We start from the raw sequence: 22844 nt of genomic DNA, 5'->3' as shown, positions 1-22844 counted from the left end.
GTCAGACCCTGTCGTTCGACCGGGATGGCATGAACTCCCGCCATTGCTGCGCGACAAAAGACGTAAAGCGCGAACGGAACAGGTCTTCCGAAAAGCGCAGCGCATTCTGATGGCACAGCTCGGGCGTCATATCCTTTTCATGCTCCTCGAATTCCTGCACAGCCGCAATAATGCTTTCCGCGCTCTGAGTGTCAAAAAGAAGACCCGTCACCCCTGGCTGGACAATATCACACGCCCCTCCGCGCCCATAAGCGATGAGCGGCGTTCCCGCGGCCTGGGCCTCAACCAGCGAGATGCCGAAATCCTCCTCACCCGCATAGACAAAAGCTCTGGCCGCACCGAGCGTGGACTGGAGTTCGGCATCAGAGACATGCCCCTTGATCGCAATATTCGGAGCCCCTCCGGCTTTTTCCCGAACAAGCTCCAGATCCGTTCCACCTCCAATGACAATCAGCTTTCTGTCAGGCATTTTCCGGAATGCTTCGACCACCAGATCAATCCGTTTATAGGGCACCAGTCGCGAAACCACGACGTAATGGTCCTTCTTCGCCTGCGTCACGGAAAAGCGCTCCAGATTGACGGGGGGTGCAATAACCGCTGCCTCCCGCCGCCACGTTTTGCGGATCCGGCGGGCAATGTAGTTGGAATTGGCGATGAACGCGTCCACTCCAGCCGCAGCCCGGACGTCCCAGTTCCTCAGACGATGGAAAAGCCAACGAATGTAGAGCCCACGCAAGCCGCGATGCAGCCCACTCTGGCGCAGATAGGTGTTCTGGAAATCCCACGCATACCGCATCGGGGAATGTACATAGGACACGTGCAACTGATCTGGGCCCGTAATGACGCCCTTTGCCACCGCATGATGACTGGAGATGACGATATCGAATCCACTGAGATCCCACTGCTCCACGGCAAGCGGCATCAAACCAAGATAATGCCTGAAAAGCCTGCGTGCGAAGGGCAGTTTCTGAATGAATGACGTCTGGATTTCACGGCCACCGAGCCGCGCACGGTCTTTTGGAGACAAAAAATCCACCACGGCGAAGATTTTTGCATCCGGGTAACACTTAATTAATTGCTCGATGACAAGCTCGGAGCCGGCCCAGTTTTCAAGCCATTCATGTACGATCGCAACTCGGGTGGATTCCATGTCTCTTTTTTCTCATTCTGCTGCCATCGAACGCCAGTCAATGACAGGTGCCTGCACTCATTCAACGAAACCCGCGTCGGTGGAAGATACATCGCCCATCGCTGGCAGCGGAATTGGACTTGCGGCGTTTCTGGGAACATTCATCTGGATCGCTGGCGGTTACTGGCTCTTTTCCTGAGCTGTTGCCACTGAAGACTAGCAGCCCAGTAAAAGAATCAGGCCTGCGGCATCAGAAATGCCGTTCATACACCTTGATGACATCCCCCGGCTTGACGAAATTCTGGGGATAAAGCAGCCCAGCGACCGTATATCCACCCTCCTGGCGGATGGTATACGCGTATCTCTCCCAAGACCTGTATGTGAACCCACCGGCCGCAGCAACCGCTGAAAGCATCGTCATACCCGGCTGATAGGCATACTGTCCCGGATGTTCGACTTCACCAATTATCGAAATCAAACGGTAAGCCGTAACCTGAACCGCGATCTTCGCATCCCGGAGAATGGCTTTTTTCCGCAGATCTTCCGTAACCTGCTGACCAAGCTGCTCTGTCGTCAGGCCGGACGCATGGACACTCCCAAGTAACGGGATGTCAATGTTCCCTGCACTGTCGATTCGGAAATCAGAGGTCAGCTGATCCTGCCCATAGGTTATCAGGCGCACCTCGTCATCGGTCCCGAGACGGTACTGCACTGGATCGTAGACAGGAACCGGCGAAAGTCCGCCACCTGGACTACAGGCTGCCAGAGCAAGACCCGATATGGGGAAAAGGATATATTTCCGCAGGTTCTGCAACAGCGGCATCCGGGAGATTTCTGTCATGATGAGAACTTTATCATAATTGATATTTCACGCTTATCATAGCCATATCGATGCTGTATCGGCTGCTTCCCGAAGCATTGGCATTGCGATAGACATTAGACGCCTCAAGAGACAAATGCTGGTTCAATGCCCAGTTCACTCCAACGCTGAAATTAGCGTTCAACTGTGATGTCATTGTCTGATCCAGCGGAGTATTCTGGAAAATTGCAGGGGTTTGCCCTGCCCCACCCTGCTGAATCTGAAATCCGGCATGCAACACGATATTCCGGGAGTAGACATGACGGATATCAAGGGCGGCAGTTGTATAAATAAAACCAATGACGCTCTCAAACGCACTGTCCGCAATTCCGCGCGATACGGTCAGGGAAACCCGTGTCATGCGCGTGGGTGTCCATGTGCCGCGAAGCTCTGCATAAAACGTATCAATGGTTTTGTAAGCGGCAACATTATAGGAGCGATTCTGATACCCCCCCAGTACACGGATACTGAAAGGGCCCGGCATTTCATAATCATAGCCCACTAGGGCCGAAAAGCCGTTGGAATCCCGCGAAGGAAGATGAAACCGGTTATTGGAATACCGGATCTCAACACCCTGCGTGATCATCAGCAGGTCGCTCCCCTCTGCGAGACTGTAACGCAGCCCAAGACCTTCGGAGAACAGCAACCGGTTGCGATAGGACTGCTGCAGATAGATATTATCGCCCCCAAGATCCGTGAAAAGGAAACGCTTCAGATCAAAATTCGGGATGACCGAAAGCCTGCCATGGGTCTCGATCGTGTCATCCAGACTCAGATCTTCCATAAAGTATGGAATGGGCTGATTGACGGCAAACGCCCCCAGGTCGGAGGGCATCTGCGTCATTTTCTCATGGCTGAAACGATATGAGACGCGATGACGGCCAATCTTCTCATACCCACGTAGAAATGCGGTCCAGTTTGTCTGGTTTTGCAGTTCCCGTTCAGGATAATACTGCTGGCTAACCGTAGCCCCTATATTCAGGAGCCTCCGATTTTGGGTCAGTAATCCTTCAAGGTTGGCATTGGTAATACTGGCCGCACTTGGAACTCCGCCCATCATCTGGTCGGCGTTGTTGGTATAACCCCACCCTTCGGACGCTCCCCCATTAATCGCCCAAGGTCCATACCTGAGACCCTGTGCGCCATAACGATGGTCCGTATCGGACTGGAATGCATCAACAGAGAGCCCATCTTCGGCGCTTCCCAGGGCAGAAAGATTCTGTGTCACGACCTGCGCATGCGCTACCCCACCCAGAAACAGGGAAAGCGGCGACGCAATCCCTATTTCAAGCGCGAAAAGAAGGCGCAGACGAGTTTTTTCACGACACACGAACATAAGACCTCTTCTAGCAGAAAAAGATCCATCCAGAAACGCTTCCATTGCACCAATAGCGACCGAGGAAGGCTCTATACGCTATGACGATTTATTAACCGTTAATATTGTAGACGCACATGCGGTTTTGTGTCTATAAAAAGCCTTAATTACCGCAAGATCGTTATTTTCGTACCCCGTTCGTCCGGAGACCAATTGGGAACACCGCTGCTATCGCATCCGGTAGCGTTTTTGGAATGCAGAGAGCCGATGAGCCTATTTCCTTCTTCTTTTCCGCAAGACGCTCTCGAAGCCCTCCCGAACGGCGGAACGCTAACTGCGCCCAATGGCGTTCGTTCCCGGCTGACGTCGGATCGCTCGTCAAGAATTTTTTCTGTCTTTTTTGTGAGTGACGTGATTGCTCTGTGTGTCTCCGTGCTGCTTGGCAGCTGGGTCGCCTCGGTTTTGCACAACATGTCCTCTGGTTTCCCCCTGTTTCTGGATGCCGGCACCAACGCAACGCACACGATGGGTTCTCTCATGCCCATCTGCCTCGGCGTTCTTCTTTACATGTTCGCCAGCGGCGAGTACCGCATCCGGTTTCCGTTCTGGAGTGAATTCGGCCGCCTGATCACAGCCGCTTTCTGCGCCTTGCTGGCCACGGGTTTCTGGGCCTTTGCCTTTCAGATTTCCGGTCCGCGCTCCGCGCTGCTTCTGCCCTGGATCATCTTTCCTTTCCTTGGCGAATTCATGAGGCAGTGTGGGCGACACATCCTCCATGCGCTCCGGCTGTGGCAAATTCCTACAATCCTGATCGGAAACCCGGCGGAAACTGCTCAGGTGCGTCACGTCCTGGCCAGTGAAACACTCTCCAGCTACGAAATCATAGGCTCCATCAGCCCCGAGGCAGCAATCGGATCTCTTCTGGTCACTGAAAACGCGACCGCATCTTCGAGATTCCAGTTCCTGCTTTGCCTCGACCCGACCGATACATGCTCACGCGACATCATCGAATGGCTGACGCGTCGTCGTGTTCCTTTCGCGCTGATCCCGCAAATCTCAGGAATGCCCACGCACGGCCTGACGCAGTCCTCCTATTTCAGCCACGACACCATCATTCTGTCCTATAAAAGCAATCTGGAAAATCCACTCCAGCGTAAGCTTAAATTCACCTTTGATTTCTTGGCAGCCCTGCTCCTGCTCCTTCTTGTCCTGCCAGTCTATGTAATCCTGTATGTCATGATTGCTCTTGACGGTGGTCAGCCGATCTATGGTCATCGGCGCATTGGCCAGAACGGACGTGAGTTCAAGTGCCTGAAATTCCGTTCCATGGCGAAAAATTCCGATGAACTGCTGAAACGTCTTCTGGAAACCGATCCCCTGGCAGCGGCTGAATGGCAGGAGACCCAGAAACTCCGCAACGACCCCAGAATTACCCGTGTCGGCCACTTCATCCGCAAAACGAGCCTTGATGAACTGCCGCAGCTCATCAACGTTCTGCGGGGCGACATGAGCCTGGTCGGACCCCGTCCGATCGTCCAGGCGGAAGTCCGGCATTACGGTGAAAATTTCGATTACTATCAGGCCATCCGCCCCGGAATTACCGGGCTATGGCAGGTCAGCGGCAGAAGTGACACCGGCTATGCAGAACGTGTCCAGCTTGATCGGTGGTACGTGCGCAACTGGACTTTGTGGCACGATATCGCAATTCTTGCGAAAACCCTTCCCGCCGTTTTCCTGAGACGCGGCGCACGGTGAGCAGGACACATCACTCATGAGCCAGATTTCCGGTGCAATGCCCCCACAGCAGTTCTCTCCAATGGACATTGGTCCTGCCCCAGAGCAGGAATTTGCCGGTTTCGGTCGGATTTTCTCCATTCTGCGCCAGCACCGGCTTCTGATGTGTGCTGTTACAGGCGGCACGTTCCTTCTTGGAGCGGCCGCCATTACGACGCTCAAACCCTACTACGAATCCAACGCCGAAATTGCGATCGGTGCACGGGGCATGATTTCTCCCTCGGAACTCAGCCCTTACGCTGACCGTGCTCTGGATCTGGTCGCGCTCAATACCCAGATTGATATTCTCAAAAGCCCTATTATTGCCCTGATGGTGACGCAGCGACTGCACCTCGCGGACAGTCCTGAATACATAAAGGCTCTGAGCCCATCCTTTGTGTCACAACTTAAAAAGAAGTTCGGTCTTCAAAAGGACGGTCCTCCCCTCACGCAGCAGCAGCGTAACGAGCTCGTTTCCAATCTGCTTATGGGAAAAGTCCACATCAGCAATGATGGGCGCTCCGCAATCATTGGAATTACTGCACGTTCCGCAGGTCCTGATCTGGCACCTGCCATCGCCAATGGTTACGTCAAAGCCTATCTGGATTTTGAGCAGCAGGCCAAGATTCAGGCCGCACGAAATGCAAGCGTTCTTCTGGAAGAGCAGATTGCTCCTTTGCGGCAGAGGTCAATCCAGGCCGAACAGGAACTCTCGCGTTACAGGCAGGAGCATAATCTCTATCTGCTGGGCGATGATTCGGGCGGCGATTCCGGGCGGACAGCCCGTATTGCGTTGCCCGCAACGCCCAATGACCTTCATCTGACACAGATGAATCATGAGCTCGGCGAAGCAGAAGCCGATCTGGCAAGCAAGCAGGCCATTTACAATGAGGCTGCGTCCAGCGGCAACGTTGGAACCATTACTGCAATCACAGCCTCTCCGCTCATCCAGAGCCTCAGACTTCAGCAGACCCAGATCAATGCCCGCATTTCGACGCTTGCTTCCACGGCGCTCGAGCAAAATCCAGAGCTGGTCGCAGCCCGCGCGCAGGCTGCGCGCATTGATGCCCAGATTGCAACGGAAAGCCAGAAGCTCCTCCAGAATCTGCGTTACGAAGCGGATGCTGCCCAGCAGCGCGTCAATGCCCTGAAGGAGCGTACCAACGCCCTGCAGATGAATGTCACGGAAGAAGAACACGCCGACATCCGGCTACGGCAGCTCGTTGGGGAAGCAACTGCAGCACAGACCCTGTACCGGGACTACCTCTCGCGTCTTGGACAGGTCTCAGCCGAAACCACCATACAGCAGGCCGAAGCCCGCCTCATCACACCGGCGAACCAGCCTCTGGGTCCGGCCGGGCCGCCCAAGAAACAGTACGGCGTGCTTCTCTTTCTGATTTCGCTGGGTCTGGGCGCAGGCGCGGCCCTGCTGCGCGACCGGTCCCGCAGCAGTCTGCGGACTCTGGCCGAGCTGGAGCAGCAGACACGGCTGTTCGGGCTTGGCGCACTCCCGCGTTTCCGGGGCTCTCTGCGGGAACAGCTGACATCCGGCGACTCTCTGTATGGTCGGATGCTCAATTCCATGCGGGCCATCCTGACCTTCGGTAACCCCTCGATCCGTACAAAAATCACGGTCATCACCTCCGCGGAAAACAACGAGGGCAAAACTACGCTCGCCATTTCACTGGCGGCCAGCATCGGAGCGCTCGGCAAACGCGCGCTCCTGATCGACTGCGATGCTCACCGACCCAGCGTTTTGCTGGCTCTGGACCTCAAGGCGCATGAAGACGGCTTCGTTCACGACGCGCTTCCAGGACTGGATATTTTCGTCGCCAGCCAGACAGGAGAACCCGGCGTCCTGAATTTTGGAGCTCTCGGAGAGTTTCTGGCGAAGCACCGTGACGAATACGATCAGATCATTATCGACACGCCTCCCATTCTGAGCTTTCCCGAAGCAGGCGTTCTTGCGTCTTTTGCTGAAGGCGTCATCATCGCCGTAAAATGGCACCATACCTCTGCAAGTGCTGTTATCGAGACACAGAGAATTTTGCGGACACACCACGCAAACTGTCTGGGGGCGGTCCTGACATTCGTTGATATCGAAAATCTGCGCCCGGAAGAAAGCCTTCGTATGGGTGATTACTCCCACTACCGCAAACTCGTCTCTTCCTCGTAATGGCTGTTTCTCCAATGAGCAAAATTTTCCTTAACGGACGCTTTTCCGTCCAGTCGCTCAGTGGCGTGCAGCGTTTTGCAACGGAAATTACGCGTGCACTTTCGGAAATCTGGCCCGCGGATCTGCCACGCCCCGAACTCCTGACACCCCGGACAGACCCGGCAGTTTCTATCGACCTGGGTTTTACTGCGCGGTCCTGTGGCCGCTTTCAGGGACAGATCTGGGAACAGATTGATCTCCCCAAAGCGGCAGCGTCAGGGTTGCTCGTCAATCTGGGCAATACCGCTCCTCTTCACCTGTCATCGCGGCATAGCCGGCAGCTGGTTGTCATTCATGATGCTGGCGTCTTCTCCACGCCACAGTCGTACTCACGCCAGTTTCGTGCGTATTACAAGGTTTTGCATCGCCTGCTGGCCTTGGGCAAAACACGCATCGTGACGGTCTCGGACTTCTCCAGAAACGACATTGCCCGTCACTTGAAGATCGACCCTGCACGCATCAGCGTTATCACTGAAGGCGCGGATCATGCCACGCGCATTGCGGCAGACAGGACGATTTTAAAGACCCATGGTCTGGAGAGCAGGAAATACGTTCTGGCTGTCGGCAACAAGGCACCCCACAAGGATTTTGCAGCGCTCGATCATCTGGCAGCAACACTCGCTCAACGCGGGATCAGGCTCGTGATCAGTGGTGGAATGAACGGACGGGTTTTCAGCGCAGGCGCCCCTGACCTGCAGCATGCGACCTATGTCGGCAGGGTTACGGATGCGGAACTGCACGCGCTCTACAGTGAAGCCGCCTGTTTTGTTTTTCCGTCCATCTATGAAGGTTTCGGCCTCCCGCCTGTAGAAGCGATGGAAGCCGGCTGTCCGGTCGTTGCCCGCGACATTCCCGTACTGCGTGAAATCTGCGGTCAGGCTGCTCTCTTCGGCCGAGACCCTTCCGATCTTACCGCGTGCGTCATCGAACTGCTTGATCATCCGGATCGTGCCGCTGATCTCCGTCGCGTAGGCTATGAACAGGTTCAGAAATACCGCTGGACCATCGCTGCAAAGCAGTTGCTGGACATCATGCGGGAGGAATTTGTCAAATGCTGACACCCTCCCGTCTTGTAGCGATGATGGTTGCCGCAGCCATCGTCATGCCTGCCTGTGCACAGGACGCGACTACAGGTCTTCCTTCCAGAAAGCTGGTTTTGTGGTGCACCGTCTCTGATGGTGGCTCGAAGCGTCTTTTTGCTTCCGACCCGGTTCCCACATCTGACCTCAGTCACATGGCGCTATGGAACGCCAACAGCCGTTTCATAACGATCGTCAACAGCCGCTATAATCTGACAATCCGCAACAACGATCATGCATGTGCCATTTACCCCGACATGGCACATGCCACAAAAACCCGCGATGCACTCATTTCCCTCGCACAACAGCGTGGCAGCCATATTGTAACCGTCGGATCGAACTAATTCATGACCCCCGATACAGCCCGGATGCCCTCGGCAGGTGTCTCCCATCCAGAAAATTCATCTGAGCAAAACAGAAATCTGCCGCTGACATTAACGAAAACTGGAGAGTCTGTGCCTTTAACAAAAGACATGCAGGTTGTCGTAGGCATTGCTACCAGTGGCCGTCCTGCCATTCTCGCCGAACTCGTGCGTCAACTGACCCATCAAACGGTCAGACCGACCAGGATCATCATCAGCTACGCCAAACCGGAGGATATTGCAGCTATTCCCCAGACGCTCCGGGAAATGGCTTCGGTCGAATTCGTCACCGGCCATATGGGCCTTCCTGCCCAGCGGAATGTCATTCTCGACCGTCTCGATGACGAAGATATCGTCCTGTTCTTCGATGATGATTTCTTCCCTCACCCCACCTATATCGCCCGGATTATCGAAGCCTTTCACGACAACCCCAATATTCTGGGCGTTACAGGCAACGTCCTGGCCGATGGCGCCAAAGGACCTGGTCTGTCAATTGAAGAGGCGGACCGTCTGAACACGAATGCTGGCACGTCATCGGTTTCGAAAGTCGAGGATGCCCCCAACACCTATGGCTGCAACATGGCGTTCCGCTGTGCCGCCGTAAAACGCCTCGGTGCACGCTTTGACGAAAGGCTGCCTCTTTACGCCTGGTATGAAGACATAGATTTTTCCCGCTCTCTTCTGCCTCACGGCAGAATCGTCAAGGCTCACGGCGCACAGGGCGTGCATCTGGGGAACAAGACGGGCAAAGGATCCGGCCTTCGACTGGGTTATTCGCAGATTATCAATTGTATCTATCTGGCCCGGAAGGGAACCTATCCCTGGTCTCACGCTGTGAAAAGCGCAGGGCGACACCTCGTCATCAACGCTTTGAAATCACTGAGCCCCGAGCCTTATATAGATCGCAAAGGACGTCTGTTCGGAAATCTGATCGGACTTGGCGATCTGTTGAAAAACCGTATTACGCCCGAACGGGCTGCCACACTCCATTCCAAGAAAAAGGCTTCCTGAGATGCGCTTTTCACTCGTCGTTCCGACTGTAGCCCGTCTGGCCGAAGTCGAAGCCTTCATGCAGGGTCTGGAAAAGCAGACATTCAAGGATTTCGAGGTCATTCTTGTCGACCAGAGCGGATCAGACATCTATGACGATCTCGTCGCGCGATACAGCGCCAAATGGCCCTTCAAGCATCTGCGCCCCGAGGTCAACGGACTGCGTTACGCCCGCAACTTTGGTGCGAGCGTCGCGGTAGGCGATATCATATCGTTTCCGGATGATGACTGCATCTATGAGCCCGACACGCTGCAACGGGTGAACGACTATTTCCGCAAAACGGGCGATACCGGCTTCATTACCGGTGCCGTGCTCAATCTGAACGGTGCACCGACAGCCATGGGGCGCTGGCTGACCAGCAGCCAGGTCCTGAACTCGCATAGCGTCTGGACGGGCCTGATCGAATTCAACTTTTTCATGCCGCGCAAGATGTTTGAAAAGATACATGGGTTCGATGAGGATCTGGGGATCGGAGCCCCCTATGGTTCAGCCGAAGGCCCTGACCTTGCCCTGCGTCTGATGGCAGCAGGGGCTCAAGGATATCATGATCGTGCGCTGCTGGTGCGTCACATGGACAAGCCAGCCAGTCTCAACACGGCCCGCGCCTTCGACTACGGCAAGGGACTGGGATATGTCCTGCGCAAGAACCACGCTACCCTCAAGACAGTCCTGACATTCTTTATCCGCCCCTTCGGCGGCGTCTGTCTGAGCCTTCTGCGCAGGCAATCCAACAAGGCGGCCTATTATTCCAAGATGCTGCAAGGGCGGCTTTCGGGCTATTTCTGCCGCGAAGCCGCTGAGGTCGCCCGACACAACACGGGAAAAGCTCTGTCCTGACAGACAGCTTTTCACAGATGGGAAGACGCACTCCATGACTGGTCATCTCCTGAAAGTTCTCGCGATTGCCGGCATGAGTGCGCTGGCGCTTCCCACAGCCGCGCATGCGAACGATCCCGCTGCAATGCTGGCAGCCTGCCCGTCATGGCCGACCCTGTGCCGGGTCGATCTGAAAGGGAAGGTCTACAAAATTCGGGAAACCCTGCACCTCAATCCGCTCACGACGACACTCACCAACGGCACACTGGATGCTTCCGGTCTTCCCGATGGAAAGCCTGCGATCATCATCTCGTCAGACGGTAAAGGGCAGCCTGAAAGTTACGATACGGCCGCCAACAGCATTGATCATCTTATCCTGACCGGCCAGCCCAAGGCGGACGGGATCGTTTTCGACAATGAAGACGACGACAATATCCGTGCGGCCGCAATTACTCTGGAGAACATCTCCATTTCAAATTTCCGGCGTGGGCTGACGTTCGGAAACCATTCCTATGGCTTTGGCCTCTCCCATGCCCAGATCCATAACAATGGGACAGGGATTTATACCATTCCCAATCCGGTGGATGCTGGAGAGCGCATTGCCCTGATCGACGTCGGCGTTTTCAACAACACGCTTGGCGTGGACGATCAAGGCGGCATGGAACTGGACTGGTTCTCGTCGCATCTGGATTACAATGCAACAACCGCATTCATTTCGGGTCCGTGGACGTTTGACGGGCATATAGAAATTGCCCCTCCGCACACTCCTCCAATCCAGCTGCATGCGCTAGTCGGCAAACCGGCGGGCTCTCTTTACATCACAACCGGCTCGATCATTCTCGTCAGCCAGTCCGGCGGCAAGGCCAGCAGCGACTACTGGGTGCAGAGCGACAGTTCCTATAGCGCCATCCAGTTCCCGGCCCAGACTTATGGCGTCCGTGGAAAAATCGGTATCATGAACGGCCCCGCTGCCGTTTACGGCCCTGCCCTTCCGGCCTTCAACCCCCACTGATCAGGCAAAGCTCACCGAGGATCCAAGCCTGATCGCAGACTGGTCGTCTATGCCATCCAGCGACGGACAGCCTCAAGCCCCAGTGTCAGAAGTTGCTCGGCCCGTTCGGGCGTCGCCGATTCAACATACACCCGCAGTTCCGGGGCATTGCCGGATGGCCGCAGGTGGATGATATCGCCACGTTCGAACGTCATGCGGATACCGTCCGTCTCATCGACGGTTGCAACAGGTCCGCAGGCGTCCACAAACCCCAGAGTCCCGCTCACAGCCGGAACGTCCTCACGCAGAATGGTCAGACGGGCCTTGCTCTGCTCTGTCGGAACGTCTTTCAGACGATCGCTCACGGTGAAGCGCGGCGGAAGTGTTTCAAGAAGTTCCGCAAGCCCGTTCTGCCCGCTTGTGGCCGAAACCAGCGCACAGAGCATGGGCAGGACGGCATCGCGCGTCGGTAATGCCACGAGACGTCGGCCGTCATGCTCGATATCGCTGGCAAGCAGAAAGCCCCCATTGGCTTCGTAGCCAACAGACGGAACATTTCCCTTTTCCACAGCATCCGTCATGCCTGACACGACGAATGGCGAGCCAATACGCGTTCTTTGAACGAAGGGCGCAACGCCGGATGCTTCCAGCGCCGTATTGCTGCTGACGGGCGTTGTGACGGAGACGGCGCCAAGCTTGCGGGCCGCGAGAATACCCAGCACATCACCCCGCAGCCAGCGGCCATTCTGATCCGCCAGAAGAGGGCGATCGGAATCACCATCTGTCGTCAGGATCGCATCAAACTGCCCCGTCTGCGCCCAGTCCCGCGCAAGGACGACATCTTCGGGGCGCACGGCCTCCGTATCGACCGAAACGAACACGTCGGAGCGTCCCAGAGGATGGGCTTCACCCCCAAGGGCTTCGACGACGGACACCAGAACGTCACGCCCCACGGCAGAATGCTGATAAATTCCAAGCTTCAGGCCCGAAAGCGCTGTCGGGCCGAAGAAATCGACATATCTGGCTACATATTCCCTCAGGACATCAGTCAGTGGCGGGACTGCGACGTCAATTTTCAGGGCGCCCTGCTCATCAAACCAGCCTTCCGGAAGTGTGACGTCCTCATGCCGCATGGCAGCTTCGTCGCTCTTGAGAAACTCGCCCCGGGCGCGATTGAACTTGATGCCGTTCCGGTCGTCCGGAATATGGCTTCCCGTCACCATGAGGGACGGAATACCCCTGCCAAACGCATAGAGGCTCAGAGCAGGCGTCGGCACAAAGCCGCAGTTTACCGGCTGGCCTTCCATCCAGAGAATGGCAGCCGCACAGGCGCGCAAAATGCGCGGCGTACTCGGCCGAAGGTCTCCGGCGATGGCGACGGATGTTCCGGGAGCAAACTCGCCCAGCGTCTGTAAATGTTTGAGATAGCCGACGGTATACGCAAAACAGACAGCATCCGTCATGGACGTCACAAGCCCACGCGCGCCGCTCGTTCCAAACGCAACGCCTGATTCCACCATCCAGTCAGCTATTTTCATATGTAATCAGTCCCAAACAGTTAGAAAAACAGGCTATGGATGGACATGTCAGTGCCTGATTGCGTGCAGTATGACGTGCGCTTCTTTTTGCATCCACTCAATAAGAAGCATTTCCTGTTTTTATGGCTGACCGCTGATGTGATGACAACCGTGCAGGTTATCCGCAGCAGATCAGATTTCTGGCCCGACATCGGGGCATCCGCGTGATAAGTCACACTAAATCTTAGAATATCACAGATATATGTGTTCTATATCTCGTAATCGGTGATATGGCTGTCCTTCGAATTTGCGTGTCCCTGACACTGAAGCCGTCTGGAGGGCCAGAAATGCGCCGGGATTTCATCATCGGAATCGATAGCGGTTCCACCACGACCAAAGCTGTTGTGTTTTCGTCCACAGGGGCCATCGTCGGAACAGGGCGACGCCGTGTCGCACAGCACATGGAGCGCCCGCATCATGTCGAGCGCGATATGCACGAAGCGTGGCAGGCCGTTATCGGATCCATCCGCGACGCGCTGAGGGATGCGGAGCTGGACGGAAATGCCATCGCCTCTGTCGGTGTCACGGCGCACGGAGATGGCGTTTTTCTACTTGACCGCTCAAGAAATCCGCTGGGCCGGGGCATCATGTCGCTCGACAGCCGGGCGACGGCCATTCACGAACGCTGGAAGCGTGACGGCATTTCCGATCTGACTCTCCCGATCGCGGGGCAGCGTCCGTACGTCTATTCGGCCAACACACTTCTTGCCTGGATCCGGGACAACGAGCCGGAACGGTATCAGGCGATCGGGTCCGTGATTTTTGCCAAGGACTGGATCCGTTACTGCCTGACAGGCGAAATCGCGACGGATCTGACCGAGGCCAGCACGTCTTTCACCGATCTGTACACGCAGAATTACAGCGACGACCTGCTCGATGTTCTGGGCCTTGCGGACATCCGGGCTGCGCTGCCGGAAATGCGCCTCTCCTGTGAGCAGGGTGGCGTCGTGACGGCGGAAGCCGCAGCCCTGACGGGGCTTGTTGCCGGCACACCCGTTTCGGTCGGATTGCATGATGTGACGGCCGCAGCCGTCGGTCTGGGCCATACCAGAGCGGGCGATCTGTCGATCACGGCTGGAACCTTTTCGATCAACGAGGTTTTCCGCGACCGACCTGTCGTGGGGGAAGGCTGGGCCTGTCGGGCAGGATATCGTCGCGGACTGTGGAACTGCATGGCAATTTCTCCGGCATCCTCAAGCAATCTCGAATGGCTGGCGAAAATCCTCATGCCAGGCGATCAGGACGCGGCCCGGAGCCTTTCTGCGGAAATAGAAGCGCGCCTGTCCCAGCCAGGAGCCCGTCCTGCGGTTCCGCTGTATCACCCGTTCCTGTTCGGCTCGCCCTATGACGCCCCCGCCAGCGCATCCCTGTTCGGCGTGCAATCCTGGCATGACCGGGCGGACCTGTTTCAGGCAATGGTGGAAGGAACGGTCTTCAATCATCGTGAACATGTCGATGCCCTCAAACAGACCGGGCCCGTTCGCAGGATCGGAATTTCGGGAGGTGGAAGCGGACAGCCTGCCATCGCCCAGATGTTCGCGGATATTCTGGGAATGCCTGTCCGCATCCCCGAAGTCCGCGAAGCCGGAGCTTTGGGCGCGGCCCTGACGGCGAGCGTTTCCGTAGGATTGTACGCCAGCCTTGAAGACGCCGTGGCCGCGCAGGACGTGCCGATGCACACCTACAGACCGCAGCCGGACCGCGAACGTGTCTATGAGGGAATTTATCGCCGCTATGTCGCACTGACGCAGGCCATGAGGCCGTTCTGGTCAGATCTTTATGATGGCGGAACGTCCTCCCTGAAACCTGCCACAACAGAGCATTCCCGCGAAAACGATCTCGTGGAGGCCGGACCGGTTCTGAACTACGCGATGGCCAGCACCATGACACAGGGAGCACGGCCATGAGCGGACTGAAAGATATCTGCGAGAATGCGGAGTTCGATGTCGTCATCATAGGCGCCGGCATCAACGGAGCCGGCCTGTTTCGCGAACTGGCCCTACAGGATCTGCGCGTCCTGCTCGTTGATCGGAGCGACATCTGTTCCGGCGCCTCCTGCGCGCCCTCGCGGCTGATCCATGGCGGAATCAAATATCTCGAAACGGGTGAATTCCGCCTGGTCGCGCAGTCCACTCTGGAGCGCAATCTTCTGCTGCGGAATGCGCCGCACGTGGTCAAACCCCTGCCAACGGTTCTGCCAATCCGCTCCTGGTTCGGAGGCATCGTCCCGTCCGTGCGGAAATTCCTGCGTCTGGGCGGCAAAATGACCGACCGGGGGGCTCTGGTGCTGGAAGCCGGGCTTCAGATCTATGATTTTCTGGGACGCCGCGCGCGTGTCATGCCGCGACACAGCCTCTTCCTCAATCGCAGAACGCGGGAAGAGTGGCCGCATATGGCGACGGATGTTCTCGCTACCGCACAATATTATGACGCTGCCATCACCCAGCCCGAGCGGCTTGGTTATGAATGTGTGCAGGACGGCCTGAATGTCGGGACCGGCTGCGGGGTTGCGACCTATACCGTTCCGGTTTCATTTGCCGATGGCATTCTGCGCCTCAGGGGCAGCATGACCGGAGAGACACGCAACGTCCGGGCGCGGGCGCTTGTGAATGCGGGAGGCGCGTGGATCGACCGCATCAATGCCGTCCTCGGCGAGACGACGCGTTATATCGGCGGCACGAAAGGCTCGCATCTGCTGTTACGACATGACGGGCTTCTGCGCGAACTCAAAGGACGCATGATGTATTTCGGAACACCGGACGGACGGATCTGTCTGGCCTATCCGTTTTACGGTCACGTTCTGGTCGGCTCGACGGATATCCGGATCGAAGATCCCGATACCGCCACGTGCACCGACGACGAACAGGATTACATGCTGCGGATGGTCGCGGATCTGTTTCCCGGCTTCAGCTTCAGCCCCGATGACGTGGTTTACCGCTACAGTGGCGTCCGTCCCCTCCCCGCGACCGATGCGTCCGATCCCGGAGCCATCAGCCGCGATCATATCGTGCATGAAAACCGGCTTGGAGACACGCCCCTCCTGTCCTTGGTTGGCGGGAAATGGACGACATTCCGCGGACTGGCCGAAGAGGTCGCGGACCGGTTGCTCGAAACTCTGGGCGCACCACGCCACCTCTCTACTAAGACTTTCCCGATTGGCGGCGGTCGCGATTATCCGGCGCCGGAGCGCTATTCCGCGTATCTGGACGAGTTTTTCGTAACCTATGGCATGCCGCGCCAGAGGGCCGGAATTCTGCTGGAGCGGTACGGATCGCGGGCCCGCGCTTTTGCGGTGTTCTGCCAGAAGGAAGCCGACGCGCCACTGCGGACGCTCCCGACCTACACACGGCGCGAACTGGCCTTCATCGCTTCGGAAGAACTGGTCCGCACCCTCTCCGATGTTCTCTTTCGGCGGACGCCGATTGCCCTGAGCGGGCTCCTCACACCCGACGTCGTTCTCGAAGGGGGCGGTGTCGTGGGCGCAGCTCTGGGATGGAGCGCGCAGGAAACGGACCGGCAGTGCCGCGCCGCCTGGAAAGAAGCGCAGGAGCGCCACAACCTGAAGGGCGACCTCCCCGACACATCCCCCTCACAGACAGCCCTGAGAGCCTGAACCATGAACCGTTACGAAGAAAAAATCGCGCGCATGCTGGCCGGTCAGGACGACCGTACGGATTTCATTCTCGCAGATGCCAAGGATTCCGACATGGCCGCGGGCATCAGTGCCACAGGCCTGCGTCGCGACCTCAGACAGGGTCATTCCCGTTTCCGGACGCGCCGCGAATATGTCGACGTTATCCACGGCATCCTCCAGCAGGACATCGTGGACATCATGCTGACTTCGGCCTCCATTCTGGAGACCCTGATCGCGGAAGACGGTTTTGCCGGAACCCGGATCCAGTCCGCGATCCGGGCCAATGACACGACGGATCTGTGGCGCGGGCGGGGTGGCTCCTACCAGTCCCAGAAATCCGTTCCTTTCCGCTCGGCATCTTTAAAAAAAGCGCAGACCAGCCTTGGCCTGTATTCCATGACCTTCAACGGCGACGCCGCGCAGGACAGCTTTGCGCTGGAAGAATTCGCCCGCTTTCGTGAAGAAGCCGGAGAAAGCCGCTTTTCGTATTTCCTTGAGGTCTTCAATCCCAATGAAGGCCGGATCGCACAGGCCGACCGCGGCTTTTATCTGAACGACATGATCGTTCGCTGTCTGGCAGGCCTGCGGCGTGAAGAACGCCCCGTTTTTCTGAAGGTGCCCTTCAATGGTGCGGACGCCCTGAGCGAACTCTGTGCATTCGACCCTTCCGTGATCGTGGGCATCATGGGGGGCAGCAGCGGAACAACACGCGACTGTCTGGAACTGATCCATCAGGCACAATGCTGTGGCGCGCGCGCAGCGCTTTTCGGCCGCAAGATCGTGGATGCAGATGACCCGCTTTTACTGATCGAGGCCATGCGCAGCGTGACCGACGGAGCCCTGTCGGCGAAAGAAGCAACACATCTCTATCATGAAAAACTGGGCGCTCAGGGCGTACCACCCCTCAGAGAGGCGGATCTGGATAGCGTCGTGACCGAAGCGGTCCTGCTGGAGCATGCAGCGTAACATTTTTATGTGATTATAAAACAGAGCTGATTTCCAGAGAATTCAGAAGAAAAATCACCCTCAAAGAGAATTTTTTCTCTGAACTTCCTGAATTTTGTATCGTTATTTTTGGCATTGGTAACTCTTTTATGTTATACTTTAACGCTCAAGCTAACATATGCCGTTCTGCAATACGGAGAATCGGGATGAACATTCAGCCTTTCGGAAGGTCGGAAATGGCTCAGGTCTGGATCGGAACGAGCTGGAAGATGAACAAGGGACCGGCCGAAGCCATCGCTTCGGCACAGGCCCTTGAAGGATTTGTTCCCCCGCAGGGGATCCAGCCTTTCGTCATCCCGCCTTTCACGTCCCTGAAGGATGTCTGCACCGTGCTGGAAGACAGCGCCCTGATGGTGGGCGCGCAGAACATGCACTGGGAAGACAGCGGGTCTTGGACGGGCGAAGTTTCACCGGAAATGATCCGGGGCTGCGGCGCCTCGATGGTGGAAATCGGCCACTCCGAACGTCGCCAGCATTTCGGCGAGACGGACTGGACCGTGAACCTGAAGGTTCATGCAGCCCTTCGTCACGGGTTACGCCCGCTCATCTGCATCGGCGATACGCTGAACGAGTACGAGTTTGGCGTCTCGCACGAAACGCTCGCCCGGCAGACCAAAATCGCACTTCATGGTGTGGCGCGAAAAGATCTGGCGAACGTCCTGATTGCCTATGAGCCGGTCTGGGCCATCGGAGCTTCCGGCCGCCCGGCGGACGCAGGCTTCGTCTCGGATGTTCACACCCGGCTCCGGCGCGTCGTGCAGGACCTCGCAGGTGCGGAGGGCGCGCGTATCCCGCTGCTTTATGGCGGAAGCGTCTCGCGTGAGAACATCCGCGGTTATGTCGGACTTGCGGATGTGGATGGTGTGTTCATTGGGCGGGCGGCCTGGAAGGCGACGGACTTCATGGCCCTTATCGACAGTGTGCGTGATCTGGCTTCGGACAAAATAGCGGCCTGAACGGTCGCCTGAACGCAGGAAGAGGGAAAATGACCATGCGTATTGCCATTGGTGGAGACAGCGCAGGCGAAGGCCTGGCGAGACTTCTGACCCAGCATCTCTCGACGCTTGGTCGACATGTCGTCGTCGACATGTCCCATCCCGAAGATGAACGGGGCGAACTGTATTCCGAACTGAGCGAGCGCGTATCGCTGGCGGTTCTGAGCGGTGAATTCGACCGGGGCATCCTGTGCTGTGGAACCGGAATTGGCGTGTGCATTTCCGCCAACAAAATTCCAGGCATCAGGGCGGCCCTGACCCATGACACCTATTCCGCCGAACGCGCGGCCCTGTCGAACAACGCGCATATCATCACCATGGGCGCGCGTGTGATCGGGCCGGAAGTGGCGAAGTCGATCGTGGAAGCCTGGCTGGCCTGCACCTTCGATCCCACAAGTGCATCGGCGCGCAATATTGCCGGAATTGATGCACTCGGCAGGAAATACCGGCAGCCCGTCTCCGCGGACATGAGCTGCTGAAATAAAAACTTTCAGCCCGGACAGGTTCAGGCTGATTTTCGAAAGAACAGAGTTATGAAAACGGCATTCGCTTTTGCCGCAATGCTGGCGGCTGCGCCAGTTCTGTCCTCCGGCGTCGCCTGTGCGGCGGAGAGTGGCCCGCCCCTGCATTTCGTTCTGATCCCCAAAACGGTCCATCCGTGGTTTGACAAGGCCATGACAGGGGCGAAGGCCGCTGGCGACATGATCACCAAAGCGACGGGCCGCCCGGTCGAAATCGAATATCGCGCGCCGCAGACAGCCGATGTGTCTTCGCAGAACGACATTATCGAACGCGCTGTCGCGACCCATCCCGATGGCCTGATCCTTGATCTGCTGGATGAGAAGGGCAATCGCGCCGCCATGGACGAAGCAGCGGACCAGAAAATCCCGATGACGGTGTTCGACTCCCTGCCCCCCGAAGGCATGGACATCACGGCAGTCGGCGCGGATTTCTGCGAACAGGGCACCATGGCCGCCGAGAGGCTGGCGAACCTCGTTGGCAAGAAGGGCGAGGTTGCCATCATGATGGGTGTGCCCACAGCGCCAAACCATACGCTTCGGGCCGAGTGTGAAAAGAAGGTCTTTGCGAAATACCCCGACATGAAAGTCGTCGCGACGGGGATCGACAATGACAGTATCGAAACCGCCCAGAAACAGGCCTCCGCCATCATGCAGGCCCATCCGGACCTGGTGGGCTGGGTCGCCTGCGATGCATCTGGACCGGTGGGCATCGGACAGGCCATCCGCGAGGGGGGCAAGACCGGTAAAGTCAAGGAAGTCGGCCTCGACAACCTCAATGACATGATCCAGCTCATCAAGGACGGCGTAGCGGAATCTTCCGCCTCCAGCCGCCCCGAAATGCAGGGTTACTGGGCCGTCATCTCTGCCTGGCAGAAAGCCATGGGACAGAAGACACCCAAATATATCGACACCGGAATTGATCTCCTGACCAGCAAGACCCTCTGACATCTTGCCGATCAGGACAAGGGAAACACGACCATGACAATTCTTCAGATCGAAGCCGTACGGAAGACCTATCCCGGCGTGGTCGCGCTCGATCATGTGGACCTGACGCTGGAGCCGGGGAAAATCCATATTCTCGCGGGCGAAAACGGTGCCGGAAAATCCACCCTGATCAAGGTCCTGACCGGCCTCGTCGCCCCCGATGAGGGCCGCGTCCTGATCGAAGACGGAGACGCGCTGGCGGACCGCACCCTGTTTACGAAGGTCGCCTATGTACCGCAGGAGCTGAGCCTTTTCGGTTCCATGACGGTGGCCGAAAACATGTTCATGCCGTTCGACCGCTCCGGGTTTGGCCATCTGACGGTCTCGCGGCGTGCCATGGAGAAGGCTGCGGCAGACCTCATCCAGCGCTTCGGAATTCATGCAAAACCAGGCCATCTGGTGAACCGAATCAGCGTGCCGGACCAGCAGCTTCTGCAGATCGCGCGCGCAGCCTGCCGTGAGGAATTCAGGGTTCTGATCCTTGATGAACCGACCTCCTCGCTAACGGCAAACGAAACCGAGCATCTGTTCCGGATCATCCGCAGGTTGCGCGATGACGGCTGCGCGATCGTGTTTGTCTCCCACAAGATGGAAGAGATCTTTGAGCTGGGCGACACGGTAACGGTTCTGCGCAATGGCCGTAGCGTCGGCACCTACCCCATGCAGGGCATGACGGAAGGACACCTGATCCAGCTCATGTCCGGCAGTTCTGTCTCACTGGAAGAGAAGTTCCAGCCGCGTTTCGCCATCAGCGAAAACGACACGATCTTGAGCGCTAAACAAATTTCGGGGCCGGGGTTCTCGGACGCATCCTTCACCCTGCGCCGGGGCGAGATCCTTGGATTTGCGGGGCTTGTCGGCGCGGGCCGCTCCGAACTGATGCAGACGATTTTCGGCTATCATCGGGCGACATCCGGCCAGTGCTTCCTCGACGGAGAGGAAATCCCCCGTGGCCGCACGGACCGTGCCGTAGCGATGGGGATGGTTTACCTCTCCGAAGAGCGCAAACATCATGGCATTTTCCCGCTGCTCAGCGTGCGGGAAAATATCAGCCTCTCGGTTCTGGACCGCATGAAGCGCGGCGGCGTCATTTCCTCCCGGCGCGAAAATGACGTCGTGGCGGAGACGATCCGGCAGTTCGACGTCCGGACGTCCTCCGCGGCCAAAAAAATCGTTCATCTGTCAGGCGGCAACCAGCAGAAGGCGATCATCGGACGGGCGATGGCCCGCAGGCCGCGCGTCCTGATTTTCGACGAACCTACCAAAGGGATCGATATCGGAACCAAATTCCAGATTTACCGGATCATGCAGCAGCTTGCCGAAGAAGGCGTGGGGATCATCCTCGTCTCGTCCGAAATGACCGAGCTTCAGCGCTGCGCCTCGCGGATCATCACCATGTATTCCGGCCGGATCACGGGTTCGTTCGATCAGGCCACCACCGACGTCAACACGCTTGTCGGCGCGATCATCGGCGCCCCGGAGACCCGTCATGTCGCTTGAAACCACCCTCCCCGCCACGCCGTCGAAGCCGCCGAAACTGCCGCCCATGAAGGCTCTGGTGTCGCGTCTGGTAGGCAATCCGCTGGGCGGCGTCATCGCCGCGCTCGTCATCATTTTCGGGGCGTCCTGTGCGCTGTCGCCGCACTTCCTGACGTCCTTCAACATGATGATCATCGCGCGTGCGCTGGCCTTTGTCGGGCTGGTCACGATCGGACAGTCCGTTCTCATGATCCTGGGCGAGCTTGACCTGTCCGTTGGCGCCATTGGCGGCCTGGCGGGCGTGGTGGGCGGCATTTTAATGGTGCAGCTTGGGCTGAACCCCTGGCTTTCGCTCGGGCTGTGCCTGCTGATGGGAGCCGGGTGCGGATTGCTGAACGGAGCGCTCATTACGCAACTCCGCCTGCACTCGCTGGTGCTGACGATCGGTATGGCCGGCGTTTATGGCGGCGCCAACCTCGTTGCGACCAAAGGCGTAGCCATTACGGGTATTCCCCGTGACATCTCCTTTCTCGGGCGTGGGCTCGTCATGGGTGTTCCCGTGCCGTTCGTCGTGCTTCTGGTGTGTCTGGCGGTTGTAGCGTTCGTCATGTTCCGCACGCCCGTCGGCCGCTACATCTACGCCATCGGCAGCAACCCGGACGCCGCCCGGATGCTGGGCATCCGCGTCAACGCCATCCGCATGGGCGCTTTTGCCCTCGCCGGGTTCCTGTCCGCCCTTGCCGGAATCCTGATGGTCGCCCGTCTGGGAACGGCCCAGCCTTCCATCGGTGACACATGGGTTCTCGCCCCCATCGCCGCAGCCGTCATTGGCGGTGTCGCGACCACCGGCGGCATCGGCAGCCCGGTCGGAGCGGTTCTGGGTGCGGTCATCATCGGCATGATCGAAGACATCATCGTCCTGTTCGGAATTTCGCCCTACTGGCAGTCGGTCGTCAGCGGCGGGATCGTTGTCCTTGCCATCTCCTTCGACGCACTGGCCCGTCGTTACCTCAACCGTGATGCAGCCTGACTGTCCCGCTGCGGGACACGACTGGAGGA

Annotated in this window: 20 protein-coding genes; 16 read left to right on the top strand and 4 right to left on the bottom strand. The window is 57.6% G+C overall.

Annotated features, from left to right (window positions below; translation table 11 throughout):
- Position 1 precedes the first annotated feature (1 nt).
- From GAL01_RS03510 to GAL01_RS03495, 3 genes are all read right to left on the bottom strand, one after another.
- Positions 2 to 1150: a glycosyltransferase gene (locus tag GAL01_RS03510; RefSeq protein ID WP_062031015.1), complete on the bottom strand. Its 1149-nt coding sequence runs from the start codon at positions 1148 to 1150 to the stop codon at positions 2 to 4.
- 229 nt (positions 1151 to 1379) lie between these two features.
- The gene (locus tag GAL01_RS03500; protein ID WP_231865381.1) at positions 1380 to 1970 is read right to left on the bottom strand and encodes a polysaccharide biosynthesis/export family protein; all 591 of its coding nucleotides are present in this window, start codon (positions 1968 to 1970) and stop codon (positions 1380 to 1382) included.
- A gap of 13 nt (positions 1971 to 1983) precedes the next feature.
- Positions 1984 to 3369, bottom strand: coding sequence for an outer membrane beta-barrel protein (locus tag GAL01_RS03495; protein ID WP_082790751.1), 1386 nt, complete (start codon positions 3367 to 3369; stop codon positions 1984 to 1986).
- Between the two features lie 201 nt (positions 3370 to 3570).
- Between GAL01_RS03495 and wbaP the strand changes: the two genes are divergently transcribed.
- The 7 genes from wbaP to GAL01_RS03460 all read left to right on the top strand — a co-directional run bounded on the left by wbaP (position 3571) and on the right by GAL01_RS03460 (position 11611).
- Positions 3571 to 5058, top strand: a complete 1488-nt coding sequence (gene wbaP, locus GAL01_RS03490) for an undecaprenyl-phosphate galactose phosphotransferase WbaP (RefSeq protein ID WP_062031006.1) — start codon at positions 3571 to 3573, stop codon at positions 5056 to 5058.
- Positions 5059 to 5074: 16 nt separating this feature from the next.
- Entirely contained in the window at positions 5075 to 7252 is a 2178-nt protein-coding gene (locus GAL01_RS03485; RefSeq protein WP_062031004.1) for a GumC family protein, read from the top strand.
- A gap of 14 nt (positions 7253 to 7266) precedes the next feature.
- Positions 7267 to 8349, top strand: coding sequence for a glycosyltransferase family 4 protein (locus tag GAL01_RS03480; protein WP_062031002.1), 1083 nt, complete (start codon positions 7267 to 7269; stop codon positions 8347 to 8349).
- Positions 8343 to 8714 carry a hypothetical protein gene (locus GAL01_RS03475; protein WP_062031000.1) on the top strand — a complete coding sequence of 124 codons (372 nt, stop codon included), beginning with the start codon at positions 8343 to 8345 and terminating at the stop codon, positions 8712 to 8714. The genes GAL01_RS03480 and GAL01_RS03475 overlap by 7 nt, the downstream gene beginning before the upstream one ends.
- A gap of 111 nt (positions 8715 to 8825) precedes the next feature.
- Positions 8826 to 9743 carry a glycosyltransferase family 2 protein gene (locus GAL01_RS03470; protein ID WP_231865380.1) on the top strand — a complete coding sequence of 306 codons (918 nt, stop codon included), beginning with the start codon at positions 8826 to 8828 and terminating at the stop codon, positions 9741 to 9743.
- Between the two features lies 1 nt (position 9744).
- Entirely contained in the window at positions 9745 to 10620 is an 876-nt protein-coding gene (locus GAL01_RS03465) for a glycosyltransferase family 2 protein (protein WP_062030997.1), read from the top strand.
- Between the two features lie 34 nt (positions 10621 to 10654).
- Positions 10655 to 11611, top strand: a complete 957-nt coding sequence (locus tag GAL01_RS03460; RefSeq protein WP_062030995.1) for a hypothetical protein — start codon at positions 10655 to 10657, stop codon at positions 11609 to 11611.
- A 47-nt stretch (positions 11612 to 11658) separates the two neighbouring features.
- Here GAL01_RS03460 and GAL01_RS03455 read toward each other — a convergent pair whose 3' ends face one another.
- Positions 11659 to 13110, bottom strand: a complete 1452-nt coding sequence (locus GAL01_RS03455) for a phosphomannomutase (RefSeq protein WP_174694445.1) — start codon at positions 13108 to 13110, stop codon at positions 11659 to 11661.
- 63 nt (positions 13111 to 13173) lie between these two features.
- Between GAL01_RS03455 and GAL01_RS15635 the strand changes: the two genes are divergently transcribed.
- The 9 genes from GAL01_RS15635 (at position 13174) to GAL01_RS03415 (ending at position 22815) form a co-directional block, all read left to right on the top strand.
- Complete coding sequence (locus tag GAL01_RS15635) at positions 13174 to 13335, top strand: hypothetical protein (protein ID WP_156476386.1); 162 nt, start codon at positions 13174 to 13176, stop codon at positions 13333 to 13335.
- Positions 13336 to 13454: 119 nt separating this feature from the next.
- Entirely contained in the window at positions 13455 to 15074 is a 1620-nt protein-coding gene (locus tag GAL01_RS03450) for an FGGY-family carbohydrate kinase (RefSeq protein ID WP_062030991.1), read from the top strand.
- A complete protein-coding gene (locus GAL01_RS03445; protein WP_062030989.1) occupies positions 15071 to 16780 on the top strand; it encodes a glycerol-3-phosphate dehydrogenase/oxidase in 1710 nt (569 codons plus the stop codon). The genes GAL01_RS03450 and GAL01_RS03445 overlap by 4 nt, the downstream gene beginning before the upstream one ends.
- Positions 16781 to 16783: 3 nt before the next feature.
- A complete protein-coding gene (locus GAL01_RS03440) occupies positions 16784 to 17767 on the top strand; it encodes a beta/alpha barrel domain-containing protein (protein ID WP_062030987.1) in 984 nt (327 codons plus the stop codon).
- Positions 17768 to 17952: 185 nt separating this feature from the next.
- Positions 17953 to 18762: a triose-phosphate isomerase gene (locus GAL01_RS03435; protein WP_082790750.1), complete on the top strand. Its 810-nt coding sequence runs from the start codon at positions 17953 to 17955 to the stop codon at positions 18760 to 18762.
- Between the two features lie 35 nt (positions 18763 to 18797).
- Entirely contained in the window at positions 18798 to 19280 is a 483-nt protein-coding gene (locus GAL01_RS03430) for an RpiB/LacA/LacB family sugar-phosphate isomerase (protein WP_062031069.1), read from the top strand.
- Positions 19281 to 19334: 54 nt separating this feature from the next.
- Entirely contained in the window at positions 19335 to 20267 is a 933-nt protein-coding gene (locus GAL01_RS03425; protein ID WP_062030985.1) for a substrate-binding domain-containing protein, read from the top strand.
- Between the two features lie 33 nt (positions 20268 to 20300).
- Positions 20301 to 21806, top strand: a complete 1506-nt coding sequence (locus GAL01_RS03420) for a sugar ABC transporter ATP-binding protein (RefSeq protein ID WP_062030983.1) — start codon at positions 20301 to 20303, stop codon at positions 21804 to 21806.
- Positions 21796 to 22815, top strand: coding sequence for an ABC transporter permease (locus tag GAL01_RS03415; protein ID WP_077803267.1), 1020 nt, complete (start codon positions 21796 to 21798; stop codon positions 22813 to 22815). The genes GAL01_RS03420 and GAL01_RS03415 overlap by 11 nt, the downstream gene beginning before the upstream one ends.
- Positions 22816 to 22844 lie beyond the last annotated feature (29 nt).

It is taken from the genome of Gluconobacter albidus (assembly GCF_002723915.1).
GTDB lineage: Bacteria > Pseudomonadota > Alphaproteobacteria > Acetobacterales > Acetobacteraceae > Gluconobacter > Gluconobacter albidus.
Note: the sequence above shows the minus strand (reverse complement) of the source record. Positions and strands in the feature narration are given on the sequence as shown.